Origin of the sequence: Lacrimispora xylanolytica (assembly GCF_026723765.1) — a bacterium.
GTDB lineage: Bacteria > Bacillota > Clostridia > Lachnospirales > Lachnospiraceae > Lacrimispora > Lacrimispora xylanolytica.
On the sequence record NZ_CP113524.1, the window covers coordinates 3,574,253 to 3,600,351 of the forward strand.

A 26,099-nucleotide genomic window follows, 5' to 3' on the forward strand; every position below is an offset into this window, starting at 1 on the left:
GGTACCTCCTTTTAATCCGTTCTTAAGTTATTGGAAACATTTGATGCGGTATTTGTAATAATCGCTTCTTTTTCCTTAAGCTGGAAATAATAATCAAAAATACCTCTTCCCACTCCTACCACATTGCCAGAGCTATATCCATTGGCGATGCGGACTGCAATTGCAATTTTCGGATTCTCAAGTGGCGCATATCCAATAAAGAGACCGTGGTTTGGCTTGCTTTTGGATTCCTCTGCGGTACCGGTCTTACCAGCCGCACTGATTTTTAAATCCTTAAGGCTTGCATTGGAGGTTACCAGCTCATTCATTCCCTTTGCCACCTCTGCCCATACGGTTTCTGACAGCTGGGCGGTATCCTTTAATACAGGTGCAAAGGACTTTACCAGATTTCCATCTGGATCTGTAATTTTGTATACAAGAGAGAGATCATAGCTCTTTCCATGGTTCGCCAGCATGGTGGTATATCTGGCAAGCTGGGTGGTGGTATAGTTATGAGTTCCCTGTCCGATGGAGGAAGGGATTGCGAACTGGTCGGTCACGTGAGGCTGAGCCTCTCCGATTTCAATTCCTGTCTTCTTATCAAGATCCATAATGCCTGCATATTTTTGAAGCTTCTGCAATCCATCTGCCTCAGAAAAAGTTCCATCTGCTGTACTTCCCATACGGTATGTGATTTCTGATAAATATACGTTACAGGAATTCTTCAGGGCATCGGCTGGAGAATTGATGACTCCGTGGCCATTTCTCTTCCAGCAGCGAAGTGCCGGCTGCACCTTATCAAAGATTCCGGTACATACAATGCTGGTATCTGAATTGATGACACCCTCGCTCATTCCTGCAATGACGGTCACCGGTTTAAAGGTTGAACCAGGAGCCGTCAGCTGACTGGTGGCACGGTTAAAGAGGGGCAGGGAAAGATCGTTTGACAGCTGCTTATAATACTGGGCATCCATCTGATTGGCCAGCCGGTTGTTATCATAACCTGGATAGCTGACACAGGCCAGTACCTCTCCATCCTCAGGATCTACAATAACTGCAGAACCAGAGCATGGGTTCAGAGCCAGCTGGGCTGGAGTGATTTCCAGATTTTTAATTTTCTTCTGGATAAATGCCCAGGGGCTTAGCTGACCGCTGTTTAAGAGCCCGCGGTCCGGATCTTCCGGGGATAAGACTCCCTGGTCGTAAAGAAGATTTTCAATGGTCTCTCCGTTTAGAGAGCCTTCTGAAATCATTGCCTCGTAGATTTTTAAATCAAATTCCTGGCTGTTCTTTAAATCAGCCAGCATCTTTTCTTCTACAAGACGCACTTCCTCTTCGATTGCCACATATGCTTCGTTGTTCTGAATCTTGCTTAAGTCTACCATTCCTCCTGCAATGCAGTCATTTAAATACTGGCGGAAGCTTTTATTCTTCCAGTCAGGAGAACCTGCATTTCCGATAATCAGCTTGGATTTCTTTCCTTCACTTACAAGATAATCCAGATACCCTTTCATCTCATCGCTTAAGCCGTCATATCCTGGTCCTGCTGCGTCAAAGGAAGCGGATAACTGGGTAAATACCCGTTCTTTTTTTTGAGTAAAGGCTCCATAGACTGATTTTTCCAGGTCTGTACTGGAGTCTTCCTTTAACCGCTCGGTATTAATAACATGGTTTTTAAACAGAGCAAAATAAACTTCGTCAGAGGAGATACGAATCTGAGCTGCATTTTCAGCCTTTGGCATTTCGGAACGTTTTGTATCTACCATATTGGAAAGAAGAATTCCTGCTATCTGCTGCTCCAGCATCCGATAGACCGCATCCTGCAAATCCTTATCTATGGTCAGGTATAGATTTTTTCCGGTTCCAGGGGCTTTTGTAATGACTGGCTCGGTTTTCTTATTTCCTACTACATCGGTATAGAACTGCTCGGTTCCATCATCTCCCCGCAGCCAGCTCTCCATGGATTTTTCAATTCCGCTCTTTCCTACGATTGACTGGTTGGTATAAATGCTTTCTCCCTGGTTTAAGGCGTCCAGCTCATCGGATGAGATAGCACCGGTGTATCCTAAGATGGATGCCATGCTCTCTCCTCCCTCATACGTCCTGATGCTGCTCTCCTGAACATCCGCTCCCGGAAGGTTTATTTTATTTTCAATGACTGCCGCCATGGTCTCTTCGGATACATCGGAAGCCACCATGTAAGGCAGGTATTTCCGGTAGGAGTTTAAGGAAAGTCCATAGCGGATATTGGCAATCTGCAGCGCCTGCTGTGGTGTCAGGGATTCTGGCATGCCGAACTGCTTTTGTTCTTCCTCTGTATAGGAAAGATCAATCATGAATTTTTTCTTACCGGTCAATTCATTCATCAGCTCTTGTGCGGTTACCGCCTTTTGTTCCTCCGTCAGTTCTTCTACTTCCATCTTCCCGTAAAAATCAGCCTTAAAACGGCTGAGCTTCCAGCCATCTGCGGTAAATTCGTAGGTTCTATCGTCACTGATGCCGATGGGAAGAACGACATTTAACTTTTTATCATCATGGATCATCTGAATCAGGCGGTAGGCAATTCCATTTAAGGATCTCTGCCGCTCCTTGGTTGTTTTATAATTCATGGAATCTTCTAAGGTGACATCATAGGATAATCGGTTGGAAGCTAAAAGCTTTCCATTCCTGTCATAGATGTTACCCCTGCTGCCGGACAGCTTCTGGGTCTTTACAATGGAGCTCATAAATGCTTCCTGATTGGTAGCTCCCTCCATGATCTGGAGACGATACAGCCGAAAGATAAGTGAACCGAATAAAAATCCAAAGAAAAGTCCCAGGATGGCCAGTCTCGGAATCTTTTCAAAAAATGGAATTTCCGGAAATTGATTGTCTTTATATGATCTATGTTTACGCAACGTTATTCTCCTTTTAATCTTACGTTTGTAATATTTTGCTGATAAAAAAACAGGGAATCCCTTATGACAGCTCCCCCTACTGTATGATTCATGTCTAAAATACTACGTATGTAAGACATAATTATACACCGGTTTATACCCCCTGTAAACTCTTTTTTATAAGATTTCACAGGTAGAATAAAACGGCCCTGAATTCGCCATCAATATTCCAATACTTTCTTTATTATCTATAGTTTATCCATTAAAATGTTATTATTTCAAGCGTATGTAATTTCTCACTTCATAAAACAAATCTTTTTTATTGTATCAGATCAAACTATCCCTGAAGGTTCCAATAATTGGTAAAAGATGATGATGCCTTGTCCATGGATCTACTTCGTTATCTTTTCTTTGTTCTTATATAACTGGTAGGGACTTTTACGAAACTGATTGGGCGTCAGTCCTGTGATTTTCTTAAACTGGCGGAAAAAATGTTCCATATTGCTGTAGCCGCATAATGTTACAATTTCCGCAATGGTATAATTGTGATACACCAGATATTTTTTTGCAAGGTTAATCCGGCTGTTTATCACGTCATTCATGCAGGAAACGCCGAAGGTGCTTTTATAGATATCTTCCAGGTAACCAACGCTGATATTTAACATATCAGCCATTTTGGATACGGTCCACTCTTTGTTTGGGTTATGGTAAATGTCTAATTTTAATTCATTTAAGTCATGAAACAGCGGAGATACCGCTTTATAATTATATGATTCCAGCAGCTTGTTAAACAGGATCCGAAGCAAATGATCCACGGAGATATCTTTAAAATTATTGTTTAAGACATGCTCTGTTACAAGCAGCTTATAGATATTATGGCAATAGGCCGGATCGTGAATGACAAAGGGAACTCCACAGGGAAGGGGTGCCGTGGTCACATAGGATTCATCGGTATAAAAACGAATCCAGTCATTGGCATAGCTTTCTGCGCACGCGCGATAATAAATCTTCTGCCCTGGCCGATAGAGTATGGCACAATTGGGAGGATATTTCCTGCATTCACCGTCCACAAAAAAGACAGCAGGTGTCTGGGTCAGCAAAAGCAGCCAGCAGTCATGCCCTTTTGGGATATCAAATACAAAATCTTCTGAATGGCAAGCATCATATTCTGCATAATCAATAAGAATCATGGTTTTCCTCCGTGCTTAAATAGTCATAATTTAAGTCTCACTGCTTTTTTCATTCTATCATAAATCATCATTTCGTAGAAGCCATAATCATCGCGTTAGAAAAAATAGTTGTCCTGGACGTTTCTGCCTCATCTGCTTATCATTTTATGACCTCATGCTCCCGCTGATGATAAGAGCTTAAAAAAAGCCCCTTTTGCTGTTATCAGTCTCAAAACTGATTCCGGCAAAAGGAGCCTTTTTTATTGGATAGAACATATCTGTTATTTACTAAATGAAGGAATGACCACCTGCATGGTGACCTCAGCCAGTTCTCTGTTTAAATCTCTCTCAGGTACTAAATCAAAAACCGGCACACCATTACTGTTTATATGAACCCGGTGCATGGCACTGCATCTGGTTCCCGACGGGGTGAGCACTGTTTCTCCATGATACATGATCATGATCGTACCGTCATAATCACGGAAGAAGGAATTGTGACCGGGTCCATACACATCATTTCTGGAATAGTAGGAAAGCACTGGTGTACTCGACTTCTTCCATGCGCCCGGGTCCAGGTAGTTACTGCCCCTTGGGATACTGAGAAGTCCAATGGCATAGGTATATCCCCCTGCTGCTCCACCGGAATACGTCAGATACACAGCATCATCTGTAACCAAAGGATAAGGGCCTTCGTTATTTATGGTTCCCTGAATATTTTCCCAGCCGTACAAGGGCCTTGATAACAGCAACGGGTCACTGGTCAATATGGTTGGATTTCTTTCATCCACGGTTGCTATATAGAGCATGGAGCCGGTATCCAGGGGAGTGCCAATTCCTTTTCGGTAGGACCAGACAACACAGGAAACTTTGTCTGCCTGAAAATACGTCATATCCAGAGTAATTCCGTCCTGGGTGAGAGGGCTTCCATCGGATCTCTTCACCCGAACTGGCTCTTCCCAGTCTCTCGCGCTTAAAATCTCTCCTCCTTCTTTTAACTTCATCATATGACACTGAGGTCCCCATGCCTTACCGCCAAGGGCAAAAAGCAGATATAGCTCTTCCCCAATCACATGAAATTCCGGTGCCCAAAAGGTCTGGACATAACCTTTTTCTTCATTATAATCCAGTATGATACGTTCTTCATATCCTGGTGAAAACAAGCCCTTTATGGTGCTTGATTCCCTGACATAAATTCCAATATCATTTTTGTTGTCGTTGGTCGCAACATAATAATACTTCCCATTCCAGGGTAAAATCACAGGGTCCGCATAGCCAGAGGCAAGAGGGAACTGGTATTCTTCCTGTATCACTCTGCCTTTTACGCGGTAAGTCCCTGGCTTCCTATCATCAATTCCACTGACGTCCCAGAGAACATTCTTTTCTCTCGTGGAACCATCGGTATAGATGGCAATTGCCTTTACTTCTTCTATTTGCTGCTTTGAGGGGACACATACGCTCTCCGGAATGCGAATTTCTTCATTGAAGAGAGGAATCCACCGTAACTTGATTTCTCTTCCCACCTCTTCCGTAACAGAAATGATATTTCCAGGAGTAATATCTGGTATACCCACCTCCGTTCGAGCCGATTCGTATGGCTCTGACGGTTCTGGCAGAGATATGCTGTTAAAATCCTCAAGGCTTGTTAACCGGTTGCAGTAACAGGCTCCTTCCCGGCTGAACCACCGTATCACATAGGTTCCTGACTTCTCCTCATAATCACATACTGCTTCCCGGATAAATAAATCTTCATGAAGCCTTATAAGCCCTAAGAAATGAAATGCAATCAGATCCTCAGAAGTCCAGAGAAGAAGCTGCCCTCTGCTTTCCTCATCCTCATTTCCATTCTTATCGACCCTGATGGCTATGATACCAAACCCACCGTCAGCTTTATGAAAGATATAAGGATTCCTAAGCCCCTTTTCCTGAATGACGTTCCTCTCATCTACCGTAGCCAGTGGAAATAAAATGCCATAATTCTCATTCAATGGCTGAAAATCACCCGTTCCGTCACCATAAGCAAAATGAATGCTGTTGCTCAGGGAATTGGTATAATCCTCATTGGGCTTTCTGGTGTAAATCAATATTTTATTATGTAATTCCTGATTTTTCATTGAATTCCCTCATTTTGTCCCTTTATAAAATACTCCTTTAACAGAAACTTCATGATTTCTTCCGGCTCTTTCTTAACAAATTCAGCGGTTTCCCCAAAATACATTCCGTAGGGAGCATCCGTTTCATATGGAGCCCAATGGGGCATTTCCTCCCCATCTGCATCCGTTCCGTTTGGATCCCCGGAGCGGATAAAATTAGCCCAGTAGTTACACATGAGCCTGGCAAGGTCGTAATGCTTTCCCGTAAATGGCCTCCAGCACTTAGCCAGTGTTTCAAAAAAGAACCAAAGGTCCACGGAATGAAAGGTTCCCGGATTATCCCAGCCAGGAATCTGGGCATCAAAGTTGTAATAATAAACAGGTTCTTTATTACCAGAATTCGAGTTTGCCTGGGCTATGATTCGGTTTGCGTGTTCTACCATTCTTACCGAAGCCTTTTGTTTCATTTCCTCTAAGTTGCCGGAATCGGACTTGCAGATAGAAAGAAATTCTTCCCCGTCGCTGCCAAATAAAGAGAACGCCAGCTGACGAAGTTCCTCTATGCTACCCACCTGTGGTGCGGCGTGAAACTCGTCAGAGGTATGACCAAAGAGCAAGGGAACCATAAGACGCTTATTTTGAACCATCAGATCAAATGCGTAACCCGTACTAAACACATTATCAACAGCAGGCAGCCAGAACTTATTATATTGAAGCCCTTTGCGGTTTACATACTCAGCATCAAGCTTACGGGCTTCCTCTAAGGTGGAAACACCTAACAGCTCAAAGAATTTTACCCCTTCCTCCTCTGCCTCGGATAAGGTCAAACGGTCATTGAATAAGATGGTTCCAGGATAAAGCTCGGTAAACATTCCGCTTTCAATGATTGCCTTTTGAAAAAGTCCTTCATTCTCTTGGCACGTCAATTGTCTTAAAACGCTGCCGCCTCCCGCTGACTGACCTCCTATGGTGATGTTATCCGGGTCCCCTCCAAAGGAGGCTATGTTACGTTTCACCCAACGGGTACCGGCCTGCTGATCCAAAAGGCCAAAGTTTGCCGGCGCCTCCGGTGCTTCCCTGGTTATATCCGGGTGGCACAAGAATCCAAACACATTCAAACGGTAATTGACCGTTACTACCACAATTCCCCGGCGGGCAAGACGCTCTCCGTCAAATTCCATCTCAGCCGTATTGCCAACCTGATAACCTCCGCCAAAATACCATACAAATACAGGGAGTTTGTCATCAGCGCTCAAGGCAGGCGTCCAGACATTTAAGTACAAGCAATCCTCACTCATTGGCACATCCGGGTCTACGGCCCATTCTCTGGTATAAAGATTATCCTTGTCAACGCCCACCGGGGCCTGCATGGATATGGGGGCGAATTCAAATGCTTTTAATTCACCGGACCAATCCTCTGCAGGCTGGGGGGCACGAAAACGGTTCTTGCCGATTGGCGGTGCTGCAAAGGGAATCCCTTTAAAGCTTGTAATACGAGGATCGGCCGCCGGCAATCCCCGTATCCTACCATTTTCAGTTGTCACTGCTCGAATCATAATCTACATCTCCTTTACGAAGACTACATGGTTACCAGTTTCGTCCATTGATGGTGGTACTGACTTTGTAAGGATTGGAATGAGGCATTACATTTTCAAAGGATAACCGAAGGAAATTATAGGCTGCGTTATTCCAAACATTGAAGTCATGGTCACCGCTCTTAACCAGGACTCTGTAATCATCCTTTAGATTGTTTCCTGCTGTACTGGAAAGGTTATTGACAGCTCTTAAATAGCCATCCCGGTAGGCAATGGAATCGGCATCGCCACAGGTCAGATATAGAACATTTAACGGGCGACCGATGCTTGCAATGCTTCCTCCCAGAATCTTTCCGTCACTGGAGGTAGGAGCATTGGAAAATCCACCGGCAAATGCGAATAAATCCAGCATGCCAGGAGCCTTTACTGCTTGAGACAGGCCATTGTTCCACTCACTTTTTTTACCTGTGACCACGGAGGAGTCGCACCGATAGCCGCCAAGAGCCATATTAAGGGTCTGCATTCCACCCATGGAAAGACCAGCAATCGCCCTGTGAAGACGGTTGTTCGCCACTCCATTTTTGGATTTGTCCCTGATATCTGCTTTGGTATTGAATTCTGATTCAATGAAAGGAATCAGATCATATCTCATTTCATAATCAAAGTAATAAAAACCCAGCATGTTGGTTCCATCGGCATTAAAGGAACGGTCCGTCCAGTCGTGGGAGCTTCTGCCTTCCGGGAATACAACGATAAGCGGATTGATGTCGCCTTTTGCAATCATATTGTCAAGAAGATTGCAGATGTTGTACTGATTGTCTGTTCTGCCGTTGTCTGAAAGCCACTCATAAGAATTTCCGCCTACTCCATGGAGTAAGTATAATACATCGTATTTCTTATCCTTTTGGTTTTTATTGTAGCCAGCCGGCAGATAGACATTGCCTTTCTTTCTGATTGCCGATCCGCTTACGGTATCCCTTCCTGCTTCATTCTTACTGATATTCTGATTGGTTACAAGCTGACGGGACTGGTTGATATAATTTCTCACATCGTAGGAAACTTCTGTTAACGTCCCCCGCCGTCCCTGCTCTACCGCCCTTTTATATTCATAAGGTAACATTACTACATTGCTGTTATTCATACCTCATATCTCCTTTTCCATGATCATTCCATCATGATATTGCCCCCCCTGATACGCTCCGGCCGAAATCCTCTGTCCGCTTTCGGGTAAATCCGTTGGATCTCAAAATAACATACTGCATTGGATGACAAAGGAATCTCTATTTGTGCAGCATCGTCCATCACCCGAAACTGCTTCACGTTTATCTGGGGTCTGGCACAATCTAAGAGCAACTCTTTTTGCTCTTTGTTAAGGTATGCCGGGGTCCCCATATTTGTCCATGCCCTCAAAGGATTGCAGGTGCATTCATCCACCATTTTTGTGACAATCATATAGTCCCCATCGGTAAGATCCAGAGAAAATGTAAGTGCTAATTCCTTATCCTCCATCTCTTCTACGGGATTCCAGGCAACTCCACAAATGTTTTTGTCATTGTCCCTGGTCAATACAAAATGCTCGCTTCTTGCAATGGCATTTTCCTTTAAATGCTTAAAGAAAGCAAAGGTCCAGTAGGTGGGTTTTGGAATCGAACCATTGGCTAACAGTCCAAAGCATCCGGAAAATGGCGTGTAGGCAACTCCTGTTTCTTCAAAAACATCACCAAAGGTCCAATAGGAATAGGAGGCACAGACATCCCCCATCTCACTTAAAAGACGGGCGGTGTAAGCCGCATTTAGGTTGGTATCGTGGATGGGATTACGTGGCGTATAAGAGGTATTAAACTCTGTGATATGCATCTCCATGTCTTTGTACTCTGAAAAACTGTCTATGATCCTGCGGCTTTCCCTTAGTTCCTCCATAAAATCTTCTGGTTTCCTAAGCTTCTGATACTCATAATGACCAATTAATTCTGGCGAATCCGTGGCATATGCGTGCCTTGTTACAAAATCAAGGGGCACCTTATGCTGGCTGCAATGCTCTAAAAAGCAGGTCAGCCACCTCTTATCATCCACACCGCAGATGGCAGGACCGCCTACTCGTAAACGGGCATCGCATTCCTTCAATGCCTTTGCTGTCACTTCGTAAAGGCGAAAGTATTCATCCATGCTTGCGTCTTTCCAGAAGCCTGGCAGATTTGGTTCATTCCACACCTCAAACGGCCAGGTAACCACTTCCTCTTTGCCATACCGGTCAAAGAAATGGCTGACCAGTGCCTTAATTAAGTCCGCCCATTTGTTATAATCCATGGGCGGTGTCACATTTCCCTTCCAGTAAAATATCGTCTGCCTTCCCGATGCCAAGGCTTCCGGCATAAATCCTAATTCCACAAAGGGCTTTAAGCCCATAGAAAGATAATCATCAAAAACCAGATCAATATATGTAAAGTTATACTCTGTCTTCACTTCACCGTCTTCTTCGTAGGTGTGGTAAACGGCCATGTCATCGCATAATAATCCGTGTCCCCGGATATGGGAAAAATGTATCTCTTCCTGAACCTTCATAAGCTGATCGTGGTACTCTTTTCTTAAGGCAAGGTTCATCCTTCCGGTCCCCACACAGAACAGGGCGTTATTGGTAAAGGAAGCATTGTCCTTAAGACTGACCTTATACTGTAACGGCTGCTTCATAAATCTCCTTCCCGGCATGTTCCCTTTCGGGCACATATACTTTTGTTTGCACGGCTGCCAGTTCTTTCTTTAAATCCTTGTCTTCCGTTAAATCCAACACCGGATATCCGTCTATGTCAAAATGAACCCGTCGGATTCCGGAGCTTCTCGGCTCTCCGATTCCAAACCGTGCATGGTACGCATTCCATACGATTCCATCCTCATCCGTAACATAGGAATTGTGACCAGGACCGTATTCTCCCGGTACACTTCTGGAGGTCAAAATAGGATAATTTTCTTTTATCCAGCTCATAGGATTCATTAAATCTGCTCCCAAATCCGCACTTAAAAGCCCTACCGTATATGTCTCATCAATCAATGCGCTGGCAAAGGTCAGAAAGATTTTCTTATTGATCATTAAGGTGAAAGGCCCTTCATCCACAAATACATGGTTGTTTGCCCAGCCGTAATCCGGCTTTGATAGAAGGACTGGGTCCGTAATGAGCTTCCATGGTTCCTCTGGTGATACCTTTGCAATATAAAGCCAGGAGCCCTGATCCACAGGAGTGAACTGCCTCTGGGCCCAGACTACAAACACATCTTCTCCCAGCTCAAAGCAGGTCATGTCAAGGGTAATTCCGTCCTCGTATAAATAGCTTCCATCTTTTTTCAAAACCCTTACAGGCATTTCCCAGTCCTCTGCTTTGACCGGATTTCCACCTTTTTTCAGCTTCATCACATGGGACTGCTCCTTATGAAATTCCCCTGGAGTTCCTGCATGGAAGATATAAAGCTCTCCCCTTACGATGTGAAATTCCGGCGCCCATAAAAGGCCGCCTAAATGCTCATACATGTTGGTATCCAGGATTTTTATTTCCTCTGCATGAACCAGATCAGGGATATTATCCGCTTCCCGGATATAGAGGGAATGGTTATTATCTGCATCGTTGGTAGCAATAAAGTAATACTTCCCATTCCATCTCCCAATACAGGGATCTGCTCTGTGAATGGCAATGGGATTTTCAAAATGATCCTGATGGACCCTTCCTGTGATTGGGTACACCCCCGCTCCATTCCAGTCAATGGAAGAAGTATCCCAGTCAATATTTTTACTGGCGGTTGTTCCGTCCGTATAATAAGCAGTTGCTTTTACCTTCTTTAAATCCTCGGCGCAGGAAGCCTGACACTCCGCTGGAACTTCAATCCTGTCATTTTCAGGAACAAGAAGTTTCCCGGCCAGTCTGCGTGCGGTCTCTTTTGAAATAGAAATCACATTCCGGGGTACGATTCCCTCTATATCAGCGGTCACTTCCTCCAGGGTGAAAGGTTCTGTTTTCTTTGGAGCCGAACATTCCGTCAGAGGATTTAAATCGCTTGTTTTGTTCTGATAATAAGCTCCCTCATCATCTCTAAAGCGGATGATGTATTTCATCTGAGACATATCATAATGACAGGCAATATCAGTAACAAAGGTGGCTCCTTTTAAATCAATCAGCCCCTCCTCTTTATAGTGGAGAAGGTCTTTTGATGTAAAGAAAAGCACACTTCCCTTGCTGCTTTCATCCTCACTTCCATCTGCTTCTGTCCGTATGGCAAGGACGCCAAAGGTGCCATCTTTTAAATAAAAAAGATATGGTTTTTTCAAACTTTTTGCAGTTAAAGTGCCATCGGAATTATCCGTGGCTTTGGCAAATAATACTCCGGAATTGTGACCTAACGGCTGGAAATCAGCCTTGTTTTCACTCCAGGCAAGATGCATGCTGTAGGCAAGCTTTGGGGCATAGGTTGTTTCGTCCACTGGCAATCTGGTATAACAAAGTAAATAATAGGAATCCTGGTTCATTTCACTTAGCTTCATCATATCTCCTTTATCCCTGTTTCTTTATGGCGGGCCGTTTCACCGGCAATGGGAAGCGGCTTACATCAGTTAGTTACACGTATAAACAAATTATAAAATATGGTACTACCTCTTACAATGACGTATCTTACCGATTCATTGACGTATTCTAATATCCCTGATAAAGGAAGAAAAAGGTCCCAGGCAGACGAATGATACCCCTGCCTGGGACTTTCTTTTTTCATTGATTCACCAAGATCGGTGAACTCATTTATTTCTTTACTGCTGCTCTGGCATCAATGACTTTCTGGAACTTGGCTTTATCAAATTCCACCAATTGTGCCCAGTCAAATCCATCAAGCTGAGTCTTCATATCAGCCCACATGCTCTTAAATTCTTCCTCGCTCTTTGCAAATACCATTCTCCAGGAGGTATCGCAGATGAGGGTTGCGCACTGGCTGCGAATTAAGGCTACATCTGTGGTATCACTTGGAAGGATAATGTTTACGTTCGGCACCGGTTTTAACTGTCCGGTTCCTTCCAGATAAGCCACCTGATTGACCGCGCCATACTTTTCACTCCACTCATTGGTCATGGTCGTCTTGTTGGCCTCCAGATAGGAAGACCAGTAATTATTGTTATACGGTTCTTTGGTATTTGGGTCAATGGATACGCTTGCCATTGGCCACTGATTGATCTTACAGTTTCCATCATCAAATCCACCGCCGCCCCATTCATCGGAGACTGGACGATTTTCCATCAGACCATAGAGACCATTCTCTGTCAGAGTATACTTACCATCAGCCCCTTTGGTATAGCTCCATCCTGGAATTCCGTGATGGATAAATTCAAGTCCTTCCGGACTGATTAACCAATCCATAAATTCAATGGCTCTCGCCCTGTCATTGCCTTCCATATGACTTCCAAGAGCAAAGGCTCTTCCGTCACCAAAGTAAGGATCGGACGGCTGGAAGAAGTTCATATCCTCAACTGGTGCATAGATATAGGCATTTCTTTCCTGCGCACGGTCCGGAGTATTCCAGAAGCCTCTCTGCCAGTTATACCAGAATAACAATACCTGTTTGTTCTTCATCTTATTGCATGCATTATCCCAGTTCTGCGTCCCGGAATCAGGGTCAATGAGACCTCTTTGATTGGCCTGGAAGAAAAAGTGGAGCATCTTATAATAGGCTCCGTCATCGTCGGTGACCTGTTTCATATCTCCGGTGTTTCCTACCATAACAGAACCATTTACTTCATAGCCATACATTTTAGTCAACTGGGCAGCATTCTCCATGGTAACCTGGGTTCCGCCTTTATCCCAGTCCCGCCATAAAGAGATGGCATAGTTGGCATCTCCCTTGCTGTTCTTTGGATGTGCCTTTTGCATCTGCTCTAACACATCTAACAGATCATCGGTGTTCTTCATCTTTGGAGCACCGATTTCTGTGTAATAATCCCATGGGAGCAGAGGACTGATATACAGAGTATCATCGGAATATGTGGTAGGTGAAGTATTGGTAATCTGGCATGGCATACCATAAATCTTACCCTCACTGTTGCCTTCCAGACCTTCATTAAATGTTTTATACTGCTCGTAATACTGACTTAAATTCTTACTATTTTTTACATCCTCGCTGATATCCGCAATGAGACCGGCCTTAATACAGTCCTGAAGAGGGGAATTGTCAAGAAGGATAATATCTCCCAGCTTTCCGGAGGCAGATCGGGTCTGATAAAGCGCCTCCCCATCTCCCGATGCCTGGGGCGCGATAATATTTAGCTCCAGGTTGAACTTATCCTTTATTACCTTTCCAAACCAGCCGCTTTGTACCCCCTGGTAATTAGCAGCAACATCGTAGACCTCCAGAGTAAGGGTATTGGTGTGGTCAATTTCTGACGTTGCAGCTCCTGTCGTGCCTGCTCCGCCGGAATCTTTCGTGCCAGTCTCATCGGAGCCTGCTTTCTTGGATCCGGAGCATCCGGATAACACAAGAGAAAGTACGCAGACCACAGCCAGCATCAATGAAAAAAATCTTCTTTTTTTCATAAATCAATCCTCCATTCTTTGATAAGTTATAAAAAGGGCTACTACTCCCATATTTAACCTTTTACCGCTCCAATCATAATACCCCTTACAAAATACCGCTGGAAAATGGGGTATATAAGCAAAATAGGTGCCACTACAATAATGGTCACTGTCATTCGTATGGAAGTGGCTGTCTGTACCGTTGCCACGCTCTGTGCCACGGCAGCACCGCTGGAAGAATTGACAAGCTGCTTTAAGGAGCTGGCCTGATTGATGTACTGATATAAGATAAACTGTAAGCTGTACAGCTTGTTATCCGTCATCAAAAGCAGGGTGTCCTGAAACGCATTCCACTGTGCCACTGCCGCAAATATGGCTACCGTCGCTAAAATGGGCTTAATGACTGGAAGAATCACCCGGTAAAACATGGTCAGAGTTCCTGCCCCATCAATCTCTGCTGCCTGCTGCAGCTCTTTTGGAATGGACTCCACAAAGGTCTTAGCCAGGATGATATAAAACGGAGATACAATAGTAGGAAGAATATACCCCCAGAAATTATTGGTCAGATGAAGGTTACGCATGGTTAAAAACCAGGGTATGATACCTGCATTGAAATACATGGTCACAATCACGAACCGATACCAGAATTTCCTGTGCCACAGGCTTTCTCTTGTAAACATATATCCCATAAATGCCGTTGTCATGGTGGTAAGCAGGGTACCGATCACAGTTCTGCTAATGGAAATAATAGCTGCATTTAAAAGCCCGGGAATCTTAATTGCTTTGATATAATTTTCAAAATGAATTCCATGAGGAAGAAAAATAATCAGCCCTTTCTGGCTTAAATCATTGTTGCTGATGGTATTAATGAAAATGTAGTAAAAGGGATACACGCAGATAAAGGCAAATACAGCGTAAAAGATATAAATTAACACACTGATGAGCGCATCTCCAAAGCTTTGCTTTTGACGTTTTCTTTTTTTGACGCTTTCCATAGTCTTTCCCCTCTCTGCCTTATAAAAAGCTCTCGCCTCTTACCAGCTTTGAAATCCCGTTCGCTGCGGTAAGAAGAACCAGGCTGATGATACTTTTTAAAATACTAAGTGCGGTTGCAACAGAATAGCTTCCGCTTCCCATTGCCAGGTTAAATACATAAAGATCCAGAACCTGAATGTGCTCTTTGTTAAATGCATTCTGGAATACATAATACTGTTCCATGCCGTTGGATAAAAAGCTGGCAATGGCAAGCATCAATAATACAAAATACGTTGGCAGGATGCTTGGAATGGTAATATACCGGATACGCTGCATTCTGGTGGCTCCGTCAACCTTGGCAGCCTCAAACATCTGCTCATCGATTCCTGTAATAGCTGCAATATACATAATGGCTGCCCACCCCAGGTTTTTCCACGTCAGCCACAGCCACTGGGTAATCCATACGTGATCTGATTTCTGGAGAAACTGAACCGGCGCATCTAAAATACCCCAGGCAACCAGCACATGATTTACTACGCCTGTATTATTAAATATATTAAATGCCACAGAATACACCAGTACCCAGCTGATGAAGTTCGGAATGGTGGTTACGGTCTGAACGGTCTTGCGAAAGGGAACGCACTTGATTTCATTTAAGAACACAGCGAAAAACATGGGAAGCCAGGAGGTTCCTACGGTGATTCCGCTCATGACCAGAGTATTTACCATAACACTTACAATCTGCTTTGTTTTTACAGGATTTGCTACTAAGGATTGAAACCATTTTAAACCTACAAAATTACTTGATGTCAATGGCTGAGGCGGCCTGTAATCAAAGAACGCATACATCCAGCCGTACAGCGGATAGTAGCAAAATACTCCGACCAGTAAAATAAATGGGAGAATATAAAGAAATTCCTTGATTGATCTTAACTTTCTTTTATTTTGAAACAGATTCATTCTCATTCTCCTTTCTAGTAACCCTTAATACATTCGGGGATCTATGGATATCACCTGATTTTCCGGCAATGTGAAAAATGGACCTGGAAGCCTTCTCTCCTCCAAAGTCTTCATGCCGAAGAAATCACTGGTTACCATGGATTTTACCGATACCTTACTGATATCCTCTGTGCTGCGGATGAATCTGTTTCCTTCCGGATGAAGGGGAGAAAACGATGAATTTATTGGAGATTTTTTAATCTCCATGGTAAAATGCTCCGTATCCACTGAAATATCAAATCGGCCTTCCTGTCCTTCCTGATCAAATCCGTAAAATTCCTTCCAGGCCTGTAAATCAAGACATACCGAAGGAGCTGGATAGAGAATTCTTAAATAGCCTCCTGGCATGTTTAAATACAAGTTTCCTTCTGATTCATTGTGCTCTGTGGGCATTTTAATGGCAGCCTCTTTGCAGTCATAAAATACGTTATTATAGATTCTGGCGTCCCTCGCTGTTCCGCCCCTCGTGTCCCAGGTGATTCGAAACGCCACGGTTTTTGCATAGTAGCCGGCACTTTTGCATTTTCCGATGAAATTATTTACAATATGCAGATGGTCGGTTCCTTCTCCGTATACCGCATATCCATTTACCACACTGTTCTCTTCCATCTTGTACCAGCCAGAGGAGCCAGGCTCTTTTGGTATGTCTGCCGGGTCAAAACGCCCCTCCACATTCCAGAAGATGTTATTATCAATGAGATTCACATCATCACGGCTGCACTCAATAAAGATTGCTTCTCTCTGGTTGATTCCATCTAAAAAGAGATTCCTTGTAATCCGGTTATTTTCATTGCTCATATCCATCCAAAGATGATCCGCTCGTATGGTACCTTTAAAGATATTACGGCGGATGAGGCTGTTTGTGCAGTCGTGAACCTTGATTCCACCCGCTTCCCAGGACAGCTCCATCTTCTGCCACCCAGTTCCCTGTATGAGATTGTCTTCAATCAAAAGATGTTTGGCGAAGAGTCCTGCAATTGCACATACTCCTGCGTCAAAAATCTTACACCCACGGATGATTGTTTCACCAATTACCTGACCCTCTTTGAGAGTATGATGCCAGCATTCATTTCCAATATCAATTCCTACCCCATTGGCCCAGTCTATGGTACAATCCTCAATGATCCAGTGATGGCCCCGATAACAGGATAAGGAACCCCTCTGAGGCACAGGCGCTCCGGTAGCAGCATGGGCGCATGTAATCCCCTTTACTTTGATATAAGATAAGAATGGAACCTTGGGAGCAAAGCACTGTTCTCTGTTTGTCAGCTCAATGGTATGATTCCATGGCTCATCATCATCTTCCAGTCTGAAATGTATTGTCTGACCGTTTGCCTCCACCCAATAGGTGCCGGCCTGGTCTCCAAGCTGAGGGTACAGTGCCACCTGTTGTAATGGCTTTCCGTCACAAAACACCATGCCCCTGCGGTTTAAATAGGACGTCATATCTGTTTTGTCATATTCGATAAATAGCCGGTCATGAAGGATATTGACCGCACAAAATGGGTTATATCCACGGAACTCATCAGGATCCAGTGTTACCTCCCATACCCTTGCATGGTTTACCTCTTGTTTTACTTCCGGGGAATACCGGGTAAGGTTCCAGCCTTCACTTTTCTTAAAGTCCTTTGCCTCATAAGAAGCTTTAATGACTACCTCGCCGTCTCCAAAGGCTTCATATGTAATCATTCCATCCGGGCCGCTTCCCCCTCTTTCAGGTGCAACACATTCTCTGTATACGCCCTCATGAATCAGTACCCTGGTGCCTGGGTCCGCAAGCTGGGCAGCTGCATTGATTGTTTTTAATGGGTGGTCATAAGTGCCGTCATTTTTATCCGATGCACCTGGGTGATTCCCATTCACGTGCAGTTCTCTGCTATATTTCTGCTCTTTTTCCCATGACTCAAAATATTGGCCGTTGGGTAACATCATATCCTGGTCCATATTTCCTCCCATTCGTACTAGATGATATTCACAAAATCCCTATCGGAACTGTATTTGTTGTATATTTTTTGTATGTTATTTGAATTTTTAGTGTAAAATTATAATATTTTAGTTGAAAATGCCCAATAAAATAATTATAAGAAAATATTTATTAGGAAACAATGACATATATTAAGTTCAATATGAACTATTTGCAGACATATGCGACATATCTTCAGGAGTTTATGATGTATTCTCATCTATTATCATAGTTTCTATAAGAAACGAATATAATATTGTCCACTTTCTTTTTTACAGCTGTTTTTTATTCCCGGTTCATGGAAGAGTTTACCTGCACCTTTTCATTGACACCACAAAAAGAGCCTCCAGGTCTGACGATACAGACTTGAAAGCTCTTCTCTTTTCCCTATTTTCTTATCTTAAAGCCATCTGAAGACGTTCCATCTCATAGAATTCACCCTTTAACGCCATCAGCTCCTCGTAGCTTCCTTCCTCCCGGATTTTCCCCCGGTCCAGGACAACAATCCGGTCTGCTCCCCGAACCGTAGATAGCCGGTGGGCTACGATAAACGTGGTTCTTCCCTGTATGAGTCGGTCCAGAGCATCTTGAATCTCCTTTTCTGATATGGTATCAAGAGCAGAAGTCGCTTCATCAAGAATGATGACTCTGGGGTTTCTTATAATTGCCCGGGCTATGGAGATTCTTTGTCTCTGTCCCCCGCTTAAATTAGCTCCGTGCTCTCCGATCATGGTATCTAAGCCCATGGGAAGCTTGGAGATTACGGATTTTAAATTGGCTGCTTCCACCGCGTGAGCTAACTCTTCCTCTGATACATGTTCCATGCCGTAGACGATATTCTCCCGCACAGTCCCTGTAAAAAGCACCGGTGTCTGAGGAACCACAGATATAAATCTCCGGTAACTCCTTAAATTGATATCGCCTATTTCCATACCATCGATAAGAAGTCTGCCGTCTGAGGGCGTAATAAAACCGATGATCATATTTAGAACTGTGGTTTTACCCGAGCCAGATTCTCCCACCAGGGCAATGGTCTCCCCTTCCTTCACCTCCAGATCAAAGCCGTCGAGGACTGGTTCCTTGGATCCTTTATATGTAAATTGCACATTGCGAAAAGAATAATTTCCCTTTAATTCTTTCATCTCCGCCTTTCCCTCATTGTGCTCCACATCGTCAGAAATCAGGACCTCGCCAATGGAAGAAACCGATTCCAGACCTTTTGTGAGAATGGGAAGGAGATTAATTAGTGCGGAAAACTGGTTAACCACCGTTGTAAAGCTGGCCTGATAAAAGGTCACGTCTCCGATTTTAATTAACCCATGCAGGGCCATAAAACCTGAAAATCCAAGACAGAGAACCTGGAATACCTGAAAGATACACCAGCTGACCGCACCGAAATGAGACTGAATCATGTCCAGACGGTAACCTTTTTCCGCAGTCTCTTCCAACTGTTCCTTTAACTTTTCCACCTCAATGGTTTCCAGTGCATGGGCCCTGGCAACAGGAACCAGCTCCACCATTTCCATGACCCTGGCGCTGGTTTCTTCCATTTCCTGACGGAACGCCCGGTTCTCCATATGAATCCTTTTACGAAAGGCAACCACGATAATGGAGGTTACAGGCGCTACCAGAAGAAAGAAGATCAATACTACCCTGTTTTTCACCGCAGTGATGGATAAGGTAATGACAAGATTCATCACGATGTTCATGGTATTTACAAAGAGCTGGGAGGAAAGGGTTTCCACTGCCTCCACATCCCGGATAATCTTTGACTGTAGACGCCCAGACTGGATTTCCGTATGATAAGGGATCGACAGTTCCTGCAGCTTTCTCACCAATGCCCCTCTAAGCCCTGCTTCTGTCTTTCTGATGACCCTGCTTTTGTATTTATTATGAAGCCAGTTAGCAGGAAGATGGATGACCAAAAGGCCAAGCCAAATGAAAACGTTTATGAGTATTGTCCTCTTGCCCCCATCCCCTCCCTCCATTGCCCCGTTGATTACATTGGCAATCAGCAGGGCGGAAAAAAGACTTGGCGCATGCTTTACTACAAAAAAGAAGGTAGAGATTAGAAACTTATGATATTGGCCTTTATAAAATCCCAGCAATACACGGACTGAACGATTGCCGAATTTTTTATAACAGGTGATAAAGCTGTGTTCAATCTCATCGTACTTATCCATGCTTCCTCCTTAGGATACGTCAAGCCCTTCATTTTCCTTTATGGGACCCCCGTCTTCTAAAAGATCCGAATAGGGCGAACCAAGCTTTTTCAGTTCCTGACAGAGAAATCCTGCCATTAACACAGCTCCCTCCGGCTTTAGATGAGTATTGTCTCCAGGCCACATAAAATAGGCTTTGGAAGCCAGATCCCCAACAGACGCAAGATATGCCTCCGTGATAGCCGTTAAGTCAATGACTGGCACTCCCTCCTTTTTTCCTGTCCTTCTTACCGCATCCGGATAGGCACCATGGCTTCCTGGTAAAAAGACTCCCTCACTGTTAAATAGTCTTCTTGCAATGGGGGTAATCAATACAGGATATGCACCTTTGTCCCTTGCTGTGTGAATAAAACGAAGGAGATTTTCAGGAAATGTGGTCTCTGGATCGGTGTGACGCTCCACGTCTTCTTTTTCATCGTTATGACCAAATTGGATAAATAGAAAGTCTCCCTTTTTTATTTCCTTTTCTATAGAAGAAAGACGTCCCTCCTCCAGAAATGATTTTGTACTGCGCCCGTTCTGGGCAAAGCTTTTCATATCCACGGAATCCTTAAGATACCAGAGCATGGCCTGGGAAATTCCTGTCTGTGGATAGGTTGCTATTTTATTGAATTTCACTGTGCTGTCTCCAGCATAAAAGATTGCTGCCATTTACGTACACTCCATACATCGCCCCTGTAAAGCGTTTGCCTTTCACTAGTCCCTCGGAACAGATTGATGTTACATCCGGCCAATGCCACAGGTAGCTGTTATTGATATAAAAGGATCGGTTAAGTCCCTTAGTCTCCACCCGGAAGGTTACAGATTTCTGGAAGGAGAAGGGCTTTTGTTCGGTTCTTACATAAGAATTGTCCACATATTCAGATACAAAGACCATATCTCTTGTGATTCCAAATTTTATGTAAGTATTCTCATCGTAATAAAGGGTCACCCCTGCGTCGGAGGTAAATTCTGTCTCTTCCTCCACGATATCCATGGTAAATTCCATAGTAAACTGAAAGTCTGGCTGGCATTTCAACAGAAGACTTCTGCAGCCTTTTTCCCAAAGGTCCATGCCGTCTCCTCGGATCCAGACAGAGCCGTCTTCTTCCTGTCGAATACGGTTTTCATCCCTTGTCCTGGGTGAGAGCCAGGCTTCCCCTTGTTCTACTGATAATCCATTCTCCCTCTGGTATGGATAAGGCAGGGCGGCCATATAGGAAGGTCCTTTTCCCTTATTAATCACAGGCCAGCCGTCTGATGTCCATTGCATCTCGTCCAGACAGGTTTCCCTGCCTAACATTCCCCACTGTCCATCAATAAACCTGGAGCAAAGATATGCGATAAACCACCGCCCATCGGGAGTCTGAACCGGCTTTCCATGGCCGCAGCACTGAATGGCAGCCATCTCATCCTTCTGGTGCATAATAGGATTAAATGGACACGGTTCATAAGGGCCGTATAGATTCCTGGATCTGGAAACTGTAATCATATGTCCTTTTCCAGTTCCCCCTTCTGCCAGGAAGCAGTAATAATATCCATCCTTTTTAAGAAGGTGAGGTCCTTCCGGCGCATGGCCTGAATATCCGTACCAGATAAGCGTAGGCTCAGATAAGATCTCTTTCCCATCCTCTGAGATCTCCATGATTCTGGCTCCCCGGTTTAACAGCATATAACGTTTCCCGTCATCATCTGTAAATATGGAAGGGTCAATGCCAAGCACATCATGAATCACCGGAGTCTCATAAGGTCCCTGGGGAAATTGCGAGCTGGTAACCATCTGGGTCTGGATGTATGGGGCATCATCGTTCTGCCTTAAGGTGGCACAGATATAAAACCGGCCGTTATGATAGCTGATATCCGGTGCCCAAAAGCCTCTTCCGCCTTCCAGGCTTCCCAAATGCTCTTCTGCCCATTTGGAATCCGTTACCCCATAACCAATGACCTTCCAATGAACCAGGTCCTTGGAATGGGATATGGGAAGGGCCGGGAAATAAAGAAAGCTGGAATTGACCATATAATAGTCATCTCCTACCCGAAGGATGCTGGGATCAGGGTGCATTCCCCTTAATACAGGATTCCGGTAGCATTCTTCTAACCCAAAGCCACAGACAGTTCTAAAATATTCCTCAATGGGAGTTCCTTTGGATAAATCATAGGGTGTTACCATATTTTGATTGGCCCAGGCCGGATCCATTCCACAGTGCTCCACCAGATAGGTTGTAAGGGATACATTCTTTCCCATGACCGCATAATGAAGAAGGCTGTTTCCCTCCTCGTCACAGTCCTCAATATTAAAGGAATGATCAATCAGACTTCGAACCCTTGACTCATCCCCTGTCTTTGCTGCCTCAAACGCCTGCTTCGCCGTTGCTTCTGTCTTCGATGTGTATAAATTCATATTCTCCATACCCTTCTGATAAGCAGTTTAATTTGTTCGCACTCCATAGACATAGCTTAGCTCCTGTCCAACTGGCCCTGGTAAGGGGCTGGCTTTCTCCCAGGAAGTTGTAACGGATTCCATCCGCAGACCAGGCAAATCGGTACATCTTAGAATAATACACCTCTAGCCTTAAGGTAACTGTATCTCCCTCGTAAGGAAGGGAAACACTTAAGGTCTCTACAGCCTTTCCCTCAAAATTTTTCTCCGTTACAGTTCCCGTATAAAGATTGAGTGCCTGACCACTCTCTGTCTTTTCCATTCCCAGATAAGCATATTTATGACCAATCATTCCAATGGCCGCCATATCTCCCTTCTTATGTCCCTGGAGCCGCACCTTAGCCGTCATGGAAAATGCCTGGTGCTGGGGAATCTGGGTAAGGGCATTGGGTGCATACCACAAAAGATTATCTCTTGTCTCATTGGACAAGCAAGAAAGGCGAAGGCCCTTATGTCCTTTTACGGAATAAAAGAAGTCTTTGGGATTTGCCTGCCACTGCCATTGAAGCCCCAGGCGCTCTCCTGCAAAATCATCAGAGGTTGCTATCTGGTATTCTGGCTCTCCCACTTTAGGAAGCCGCCACTCCCTGACCGGCTCACCAATTCCGTCTCCATTTTGCTCGGTTCCTATAAAGGGCCAGCCATTGTTAAAGCACATGGGCTGCAAGTGAGTGATTCTTCCAAGCTCATGAACATCCTGGAAATGTAAAAACCAGTGCTTTCCATCCACGGCCGTGACCCATCCTCCCTGATGAGGCCCGTTGACATCAGTGTTGCCCTGATGCATAACAATCCGGTACTCATAAGGACCTTTAACGGATTTAGACCGAAGCACAGACTGCCAGCCCGTTGCCACGCCGCCGGAGGGCATCAGTATATAATAATATCCCTGATATTGATAAAGCTTAGGTCCTTCCGTGGTCGGTCCAAGCTGTTCCCCGTCAAATATTGTTATAGGCTCAGATAGAACCTTGGTACACTGGGGATCAATCTCCACCAGATCCAGGCGGTGCTTGATCCCGCACCGGCTGTTCGCATAGGCAAAGACCATATATGCCCTGCCATCCTCATCCCAGAAGGGACAGGGATCAATCCAGCCCTTGACCTCATGCAGGCAGTGAAGCTTAAACTCTCCATAAGGATCCGTGCTTGTGGCTACGAAAATACCTTCATCCGGAAGAGGAATAAACACATAAAAGATTCCTTCATGAACACGTATGGACGGAGCCCAGGTTCCGGAGCCATGGGAAGGCCTGTCATACTTTTTAAATGGAAGTGACCGTACACAATAGTTAATAATCTCCCAGTGAACCAAATCTCTGGAATGAAGAAGTGGTACCCCTGGTAAATAGGCGAAAGAAGAAGCTACCATATAATAGTCTTCTCCCACCCGAATCACATCCGGGTCAGAATAATCTGCGTACAAAATTGGATTTTGATACATTCCCTTACCTCCTGTATTTTTTATTTTACACATAGAAAAAGAGGCAAAAACTTCTGCCCCTTTTTTCTGCCGTAACCAGTTATTCCTTTACGGCTCCGATATTAACACCTTGGATGAAATACTTTTGGCAGAATGGATAAATGATCATAAAAGGAAGGATTGCAACAATAACAGCAGCATTTTTTACCGTGTTCTCTGTAGCTCCGCCAATGGCATGCGGCAGGTCACTTCCCAGTATAACAGACCTTAACTTCATTTGGAAGTTATAAAGATTTTCATTTGTAATATAGAGCTTATAATTGGTATAGTCATTCCAATAGGATACAGCATACATAAGACCAATGGCCGTAAGTGCTGCTTTAGAAAGCGGCAAAACAATCTTAAAGAAGATTCCCATTGGAGAGCATCCATCAATTTCTGCGGACTCAAACAAACTGGCTGGAATCCCTTCAAAGAAGTTTCTCATAAGTACCATATTATAAACATTGATGGCTGGAAGCAGAATTACTACAAACAAGGTATTTGTCATATGAAGAGACTTCATAACCAGATAGGTAGGAATCATACCACCGTTAAATATCATCGTAAACAGCATTATATTAGCGAACAAAGTCCTACCTGGCATCTTCCACTGAATCAGAACATAAGCGCCTAATGTAGCAATGGCAAGACCGGTAAAGGTTCCCACCACTGTGGTAAAACAGGATACCAGAAATGGTTTATATAGTGTTGGGTTTGTAAACACGGATACATACCCTGCCATACCAAACTTCTCTGGGAACAGCTTCATACCGTAAGCAGTCTTTAAATCAAAAGAATCAATCAGAACTTTGTAAATGGGGATAATCATGATAACGCTTATGATCACGAATATCAACACCAGCATATAGTCAAATGCGGTTGCTTTCTTTTTCATGTTTTTCTCCTCCCCTACACAATTCCTTTTCCTCTCACTTTATAGCTGGCCTTATTACAAATGAGAACAAGGATACAACCAACCAGTGAGGAAACAAGACCAACTGCTGTGGTATAGCCATAATCAGGAAGAGCTCCGGAATTAAATGTCTGCGTGTAAATATAAGTCTGAAGAACGTCTGCTTTCTGAATAACAGCATCGTTCTGTAATACGAATACGGATTCAAATAAGTTCATAACCTTAGCAAGATTTAAAATAAGTACAGTTATAATGGTATTGTACAGAGCCGGCATGGTAATGAAGCGAAGCCTATTCCATCTACCTGCTCCATCCATGGATGCAGCTTCATAAAGTTCTGGATTGATTCCCGAGAGTGTCGCCATGAAAATAATGGTTCCCCAACCTGTATCTTTCCAGATATTGATACTATAAAAGATAGAAGTCCACCAGTTTTTATCTCCCAGGAAGTAGATTCCTTCGGGTACAATTCCAAACTTAGTCAGTACGGAATTAACAAGACCTGCACTGGTCGGGGAAAGAATCAGGGAGAATACAGAAGCAGTTACTACCCATGACATAAAATGTGGTAGGTATACGATTGTCTGAGCAATCTTTTTAAATATGACGGAACGCAGCTCATTGAGCATAAGAGAAAGCACAACCGCCATGAATGTATTTAATAGAAGCTTGATGACACTTAAGCTAATGGTATTACCGAACGCACTCCAGAAACCTGGCATGTTGACCATCTTCTCAAAATGCTGCAGGCCTACAAACACCGGGTCCTTAATACCTTTATAGGAATAAAAGGCATACCGGATACCAAACATGGGAAGGTAATGAAAGACCACCGCAAATAATAACACTGGCAAAAACATCATGTAAAATCCCTTGTAGTAACGTAGTGAAACCAGCAGAGGCCGCTTATTTTCGCCTGCAGCATTTGCTGCAGGCCCTTTCTTTAAATTATTCATAGTTT

At 44.1% G+C, this 26,099-nt stretch carries 17 protein-coding genes; all 17 read right to left on the reverse strand.

What is annotated here, in order from left to right; genetic code table 11:
- Positions 1-11 precede the first annotated feature (11 nt).
- Positions 12-2,876, reverse strand: a complete 2,865-nt coding sequence (locus OW255_RS16720) for a penicillin-binding transpeptidase domain-containing protein (RefSeq protein WP_268114709.1) — start codon at positions 2,874-2,876, stop codon at positions 12-14.
- Between the two features lie 371 nt (positions 2,877-3,247).
- Positions 3,248-4,045, reverse strand: a complete 798-nt coding sequence (locus tag OW255_RS16725) for an AraC family transcriptional regulator (protein WP_268114710.1) — start codon at positions 4,043-4,045, stop codon at positions 3,248-3,250.
- A 260-nt stretch (positions 4,046-4,305) separates the two neighbouring features.
- A complete protein-coding gene (locus tag OW255_RS16730) occupies positions 4,306-6,135 on the reverse strand; it encodes a family 43 glycosylhydrolase (RefSeq protein WP_268114711.1) in 1,830 nt (609 codons plus the stop codon).
- Positions 6,132-7,670: a carboxylesterase/lipase family protein gene (locus tag OW255_RS16735; RefSeq protein WP_268114712.1), complete on the reverse strand. Its 1,539-nt coding sequence runs from the start codon at positions 7,668-7,670 to the stop codon at positions 6,132-6,134. The genes OW255_RS16730 and OW255_RS16735 overlap by 4 nt, the downstream gene beginning before the upstream one ends.
- A 31-nt stretch (positions 7,671-7,701) precedes the next feature.
- Positions 7,702-8,790: an alpha/beta hydrolase gene (locus OW255_RS16740; protein WP_268114713.1), complete on the reverse strand. Its 1,089-nt coding sequence runs from the start codon at positions 8,788-8,790 to the stop codon at positions 7,702-7,704.
- Between the two features lie 23 nt (positions 8,791-8,813).
- On the reverse strand, positions 8,814-10,337 hold the full coding sequence (locus OW255_RS16745; protein ID WP_268114714.1) for a GH39 family glycosyl hydrolase: 1,524 nt from the start codon (positions 10,335-10,337) through the stop codon (positions 8,814-8,816).
- Complete coding sequence (locus tag OW255_RS16750) at positions 10,315-12,177, reverse strand: family 43 glycosylhydrolase (protein ID WP_326498136.1); 1,863 nt, start codon at positions 12,175-12,177, stop codon at positions 10,315-10,317. Before OW255_RS16750 ends, OW255_RS16745 begins: the two co-directional genes overlap by 23 nt.
- 247 nt (positions 12,178-12,424) lie before the next feature.
- A complete protein-coding gene (locus tag OW255_RS16755; RefSeq protein ID WP_268114715.1) occupies positions 12,425-14,203 on the reverse strand; it encodes a type 2 periplasmic-binding domain-containing protein in 1,779 nt (592 codons plus the stop codon).
- A 53-nt stretch (positions 14,204-14,256) separates the two neighbouring features.
- Entirely contained in the window at positions 14,257-15,177 is a 921-nt protein-coding gene (locus tag OW255_RS16760) for a carbohydrate ABC transporter permease (protein ID WP_024838800.1), read from the reverse strand.
- A 19-nt stretch (positions 15,178-15,196) separates the two neighbouring features.
- The gene (locus OW255_RS16765; RefSeq protein ID WP_024838801.1) at positions 15,197-16,117 is read right to left on the reverse strand and encodes an ABC transporter permease subunit; all 921 of its coding nucleotides are present in this window, start codon (positions 16,115-16,117) and stop codon (positions 15,197-15,199) included.
- A 24-nt stretch (positions 16,118-16,141) separates the two neighbouring features.
- On the reverse strand, positions 16,142-18,100 hold the full coding sequence (locus OW255_RS16770; RefSeq protein WP_268114716.1) for a right-handed parallel beta-helix repeat-containing protein: 1,959 nt from the start codon (positions 18,098-18,100) through the stop codon (positions 16,142-16,144).
- A 414-nt stretch (positions 18,101-18,514) separates the two neighbouring features.
- The gene (locus OW255_RS16775; RefSeq protein ID WP_268114717.1) at positions 18,515-20,302 is read right to left on the reverse strand and encodes an ABC transporter ATP-binding protein; all 1,788 of its coding nucleotides are present in this window, start codon (positions 20,300-20,302) and stop codon (positions 18,515-18,517) included.
- Positions 20,303-20,311: 9 nt separating this feature from the next.
- Positions 20,312-20,992 (reverse strand): rhamnogalacturonan acetylesterase, encoded by a 681-nt coding sequence (locus tag OW255_RS16780; protein WP_268114718.1) that lies wholly within the window; start codon positions 20,990-20,992, stop codon positions 20,312-20,314.
- The gene (locus OW255_RS16785; protein ID WP_268114719.1) at positions 20,946-22,721 is read right to left on the reverse strand and encodes a family 43 glycosylhydrolase; all 1,776 of its coding nucleotides are present in this window, start codon (positions 22,719-22,721) and stop codon (positions 20,946-20,948) included. The genes OW255_RS16780 and OW255_RS16785 overlap by 47 nt, the downstream gene beginning before the upstream one ends.
- On the reverse strand, positions 22,672-24,204 hold the full coding sequence (locus tag OW255_RS16790; protein WP_268114720.1) for a glycoside hydrolase family 43 protein: 1,533 nt from the start codon (positions 24,202-24,204) through the stop codon (positions 22,672-22,674). Before OW255_RS16790 ends, OW255_RS16785 begins: the two co-directional genes overlap by 50 nt.
- Before the next feature lie 79 nt (positions 24,205-24,283).
- Positions 24,284-25,120, reverse strand: coding sequence for a carbohydrate ABC transporter permease (locus OW255_RS16795; protein WP_024838807.1), 837 nt, complete (start codon positions 25,118-25,120; stop codon positions 24,284-24,286).
- A gap of 14 nt (positions 25,121-25,134) precedes the next feature.
- Positions 25,135-26,094, reverse strand: coding sequence for an ABC transporter permease (locus OW255_RS16800; RefSeq protein WP_024838808.1), 960 nt, complete (start codon positions 26,092-26,094; stop codon positions 25,135-25,137).
- Positions 26,095-26,099 lie beyond the last annotated feature (5 nt).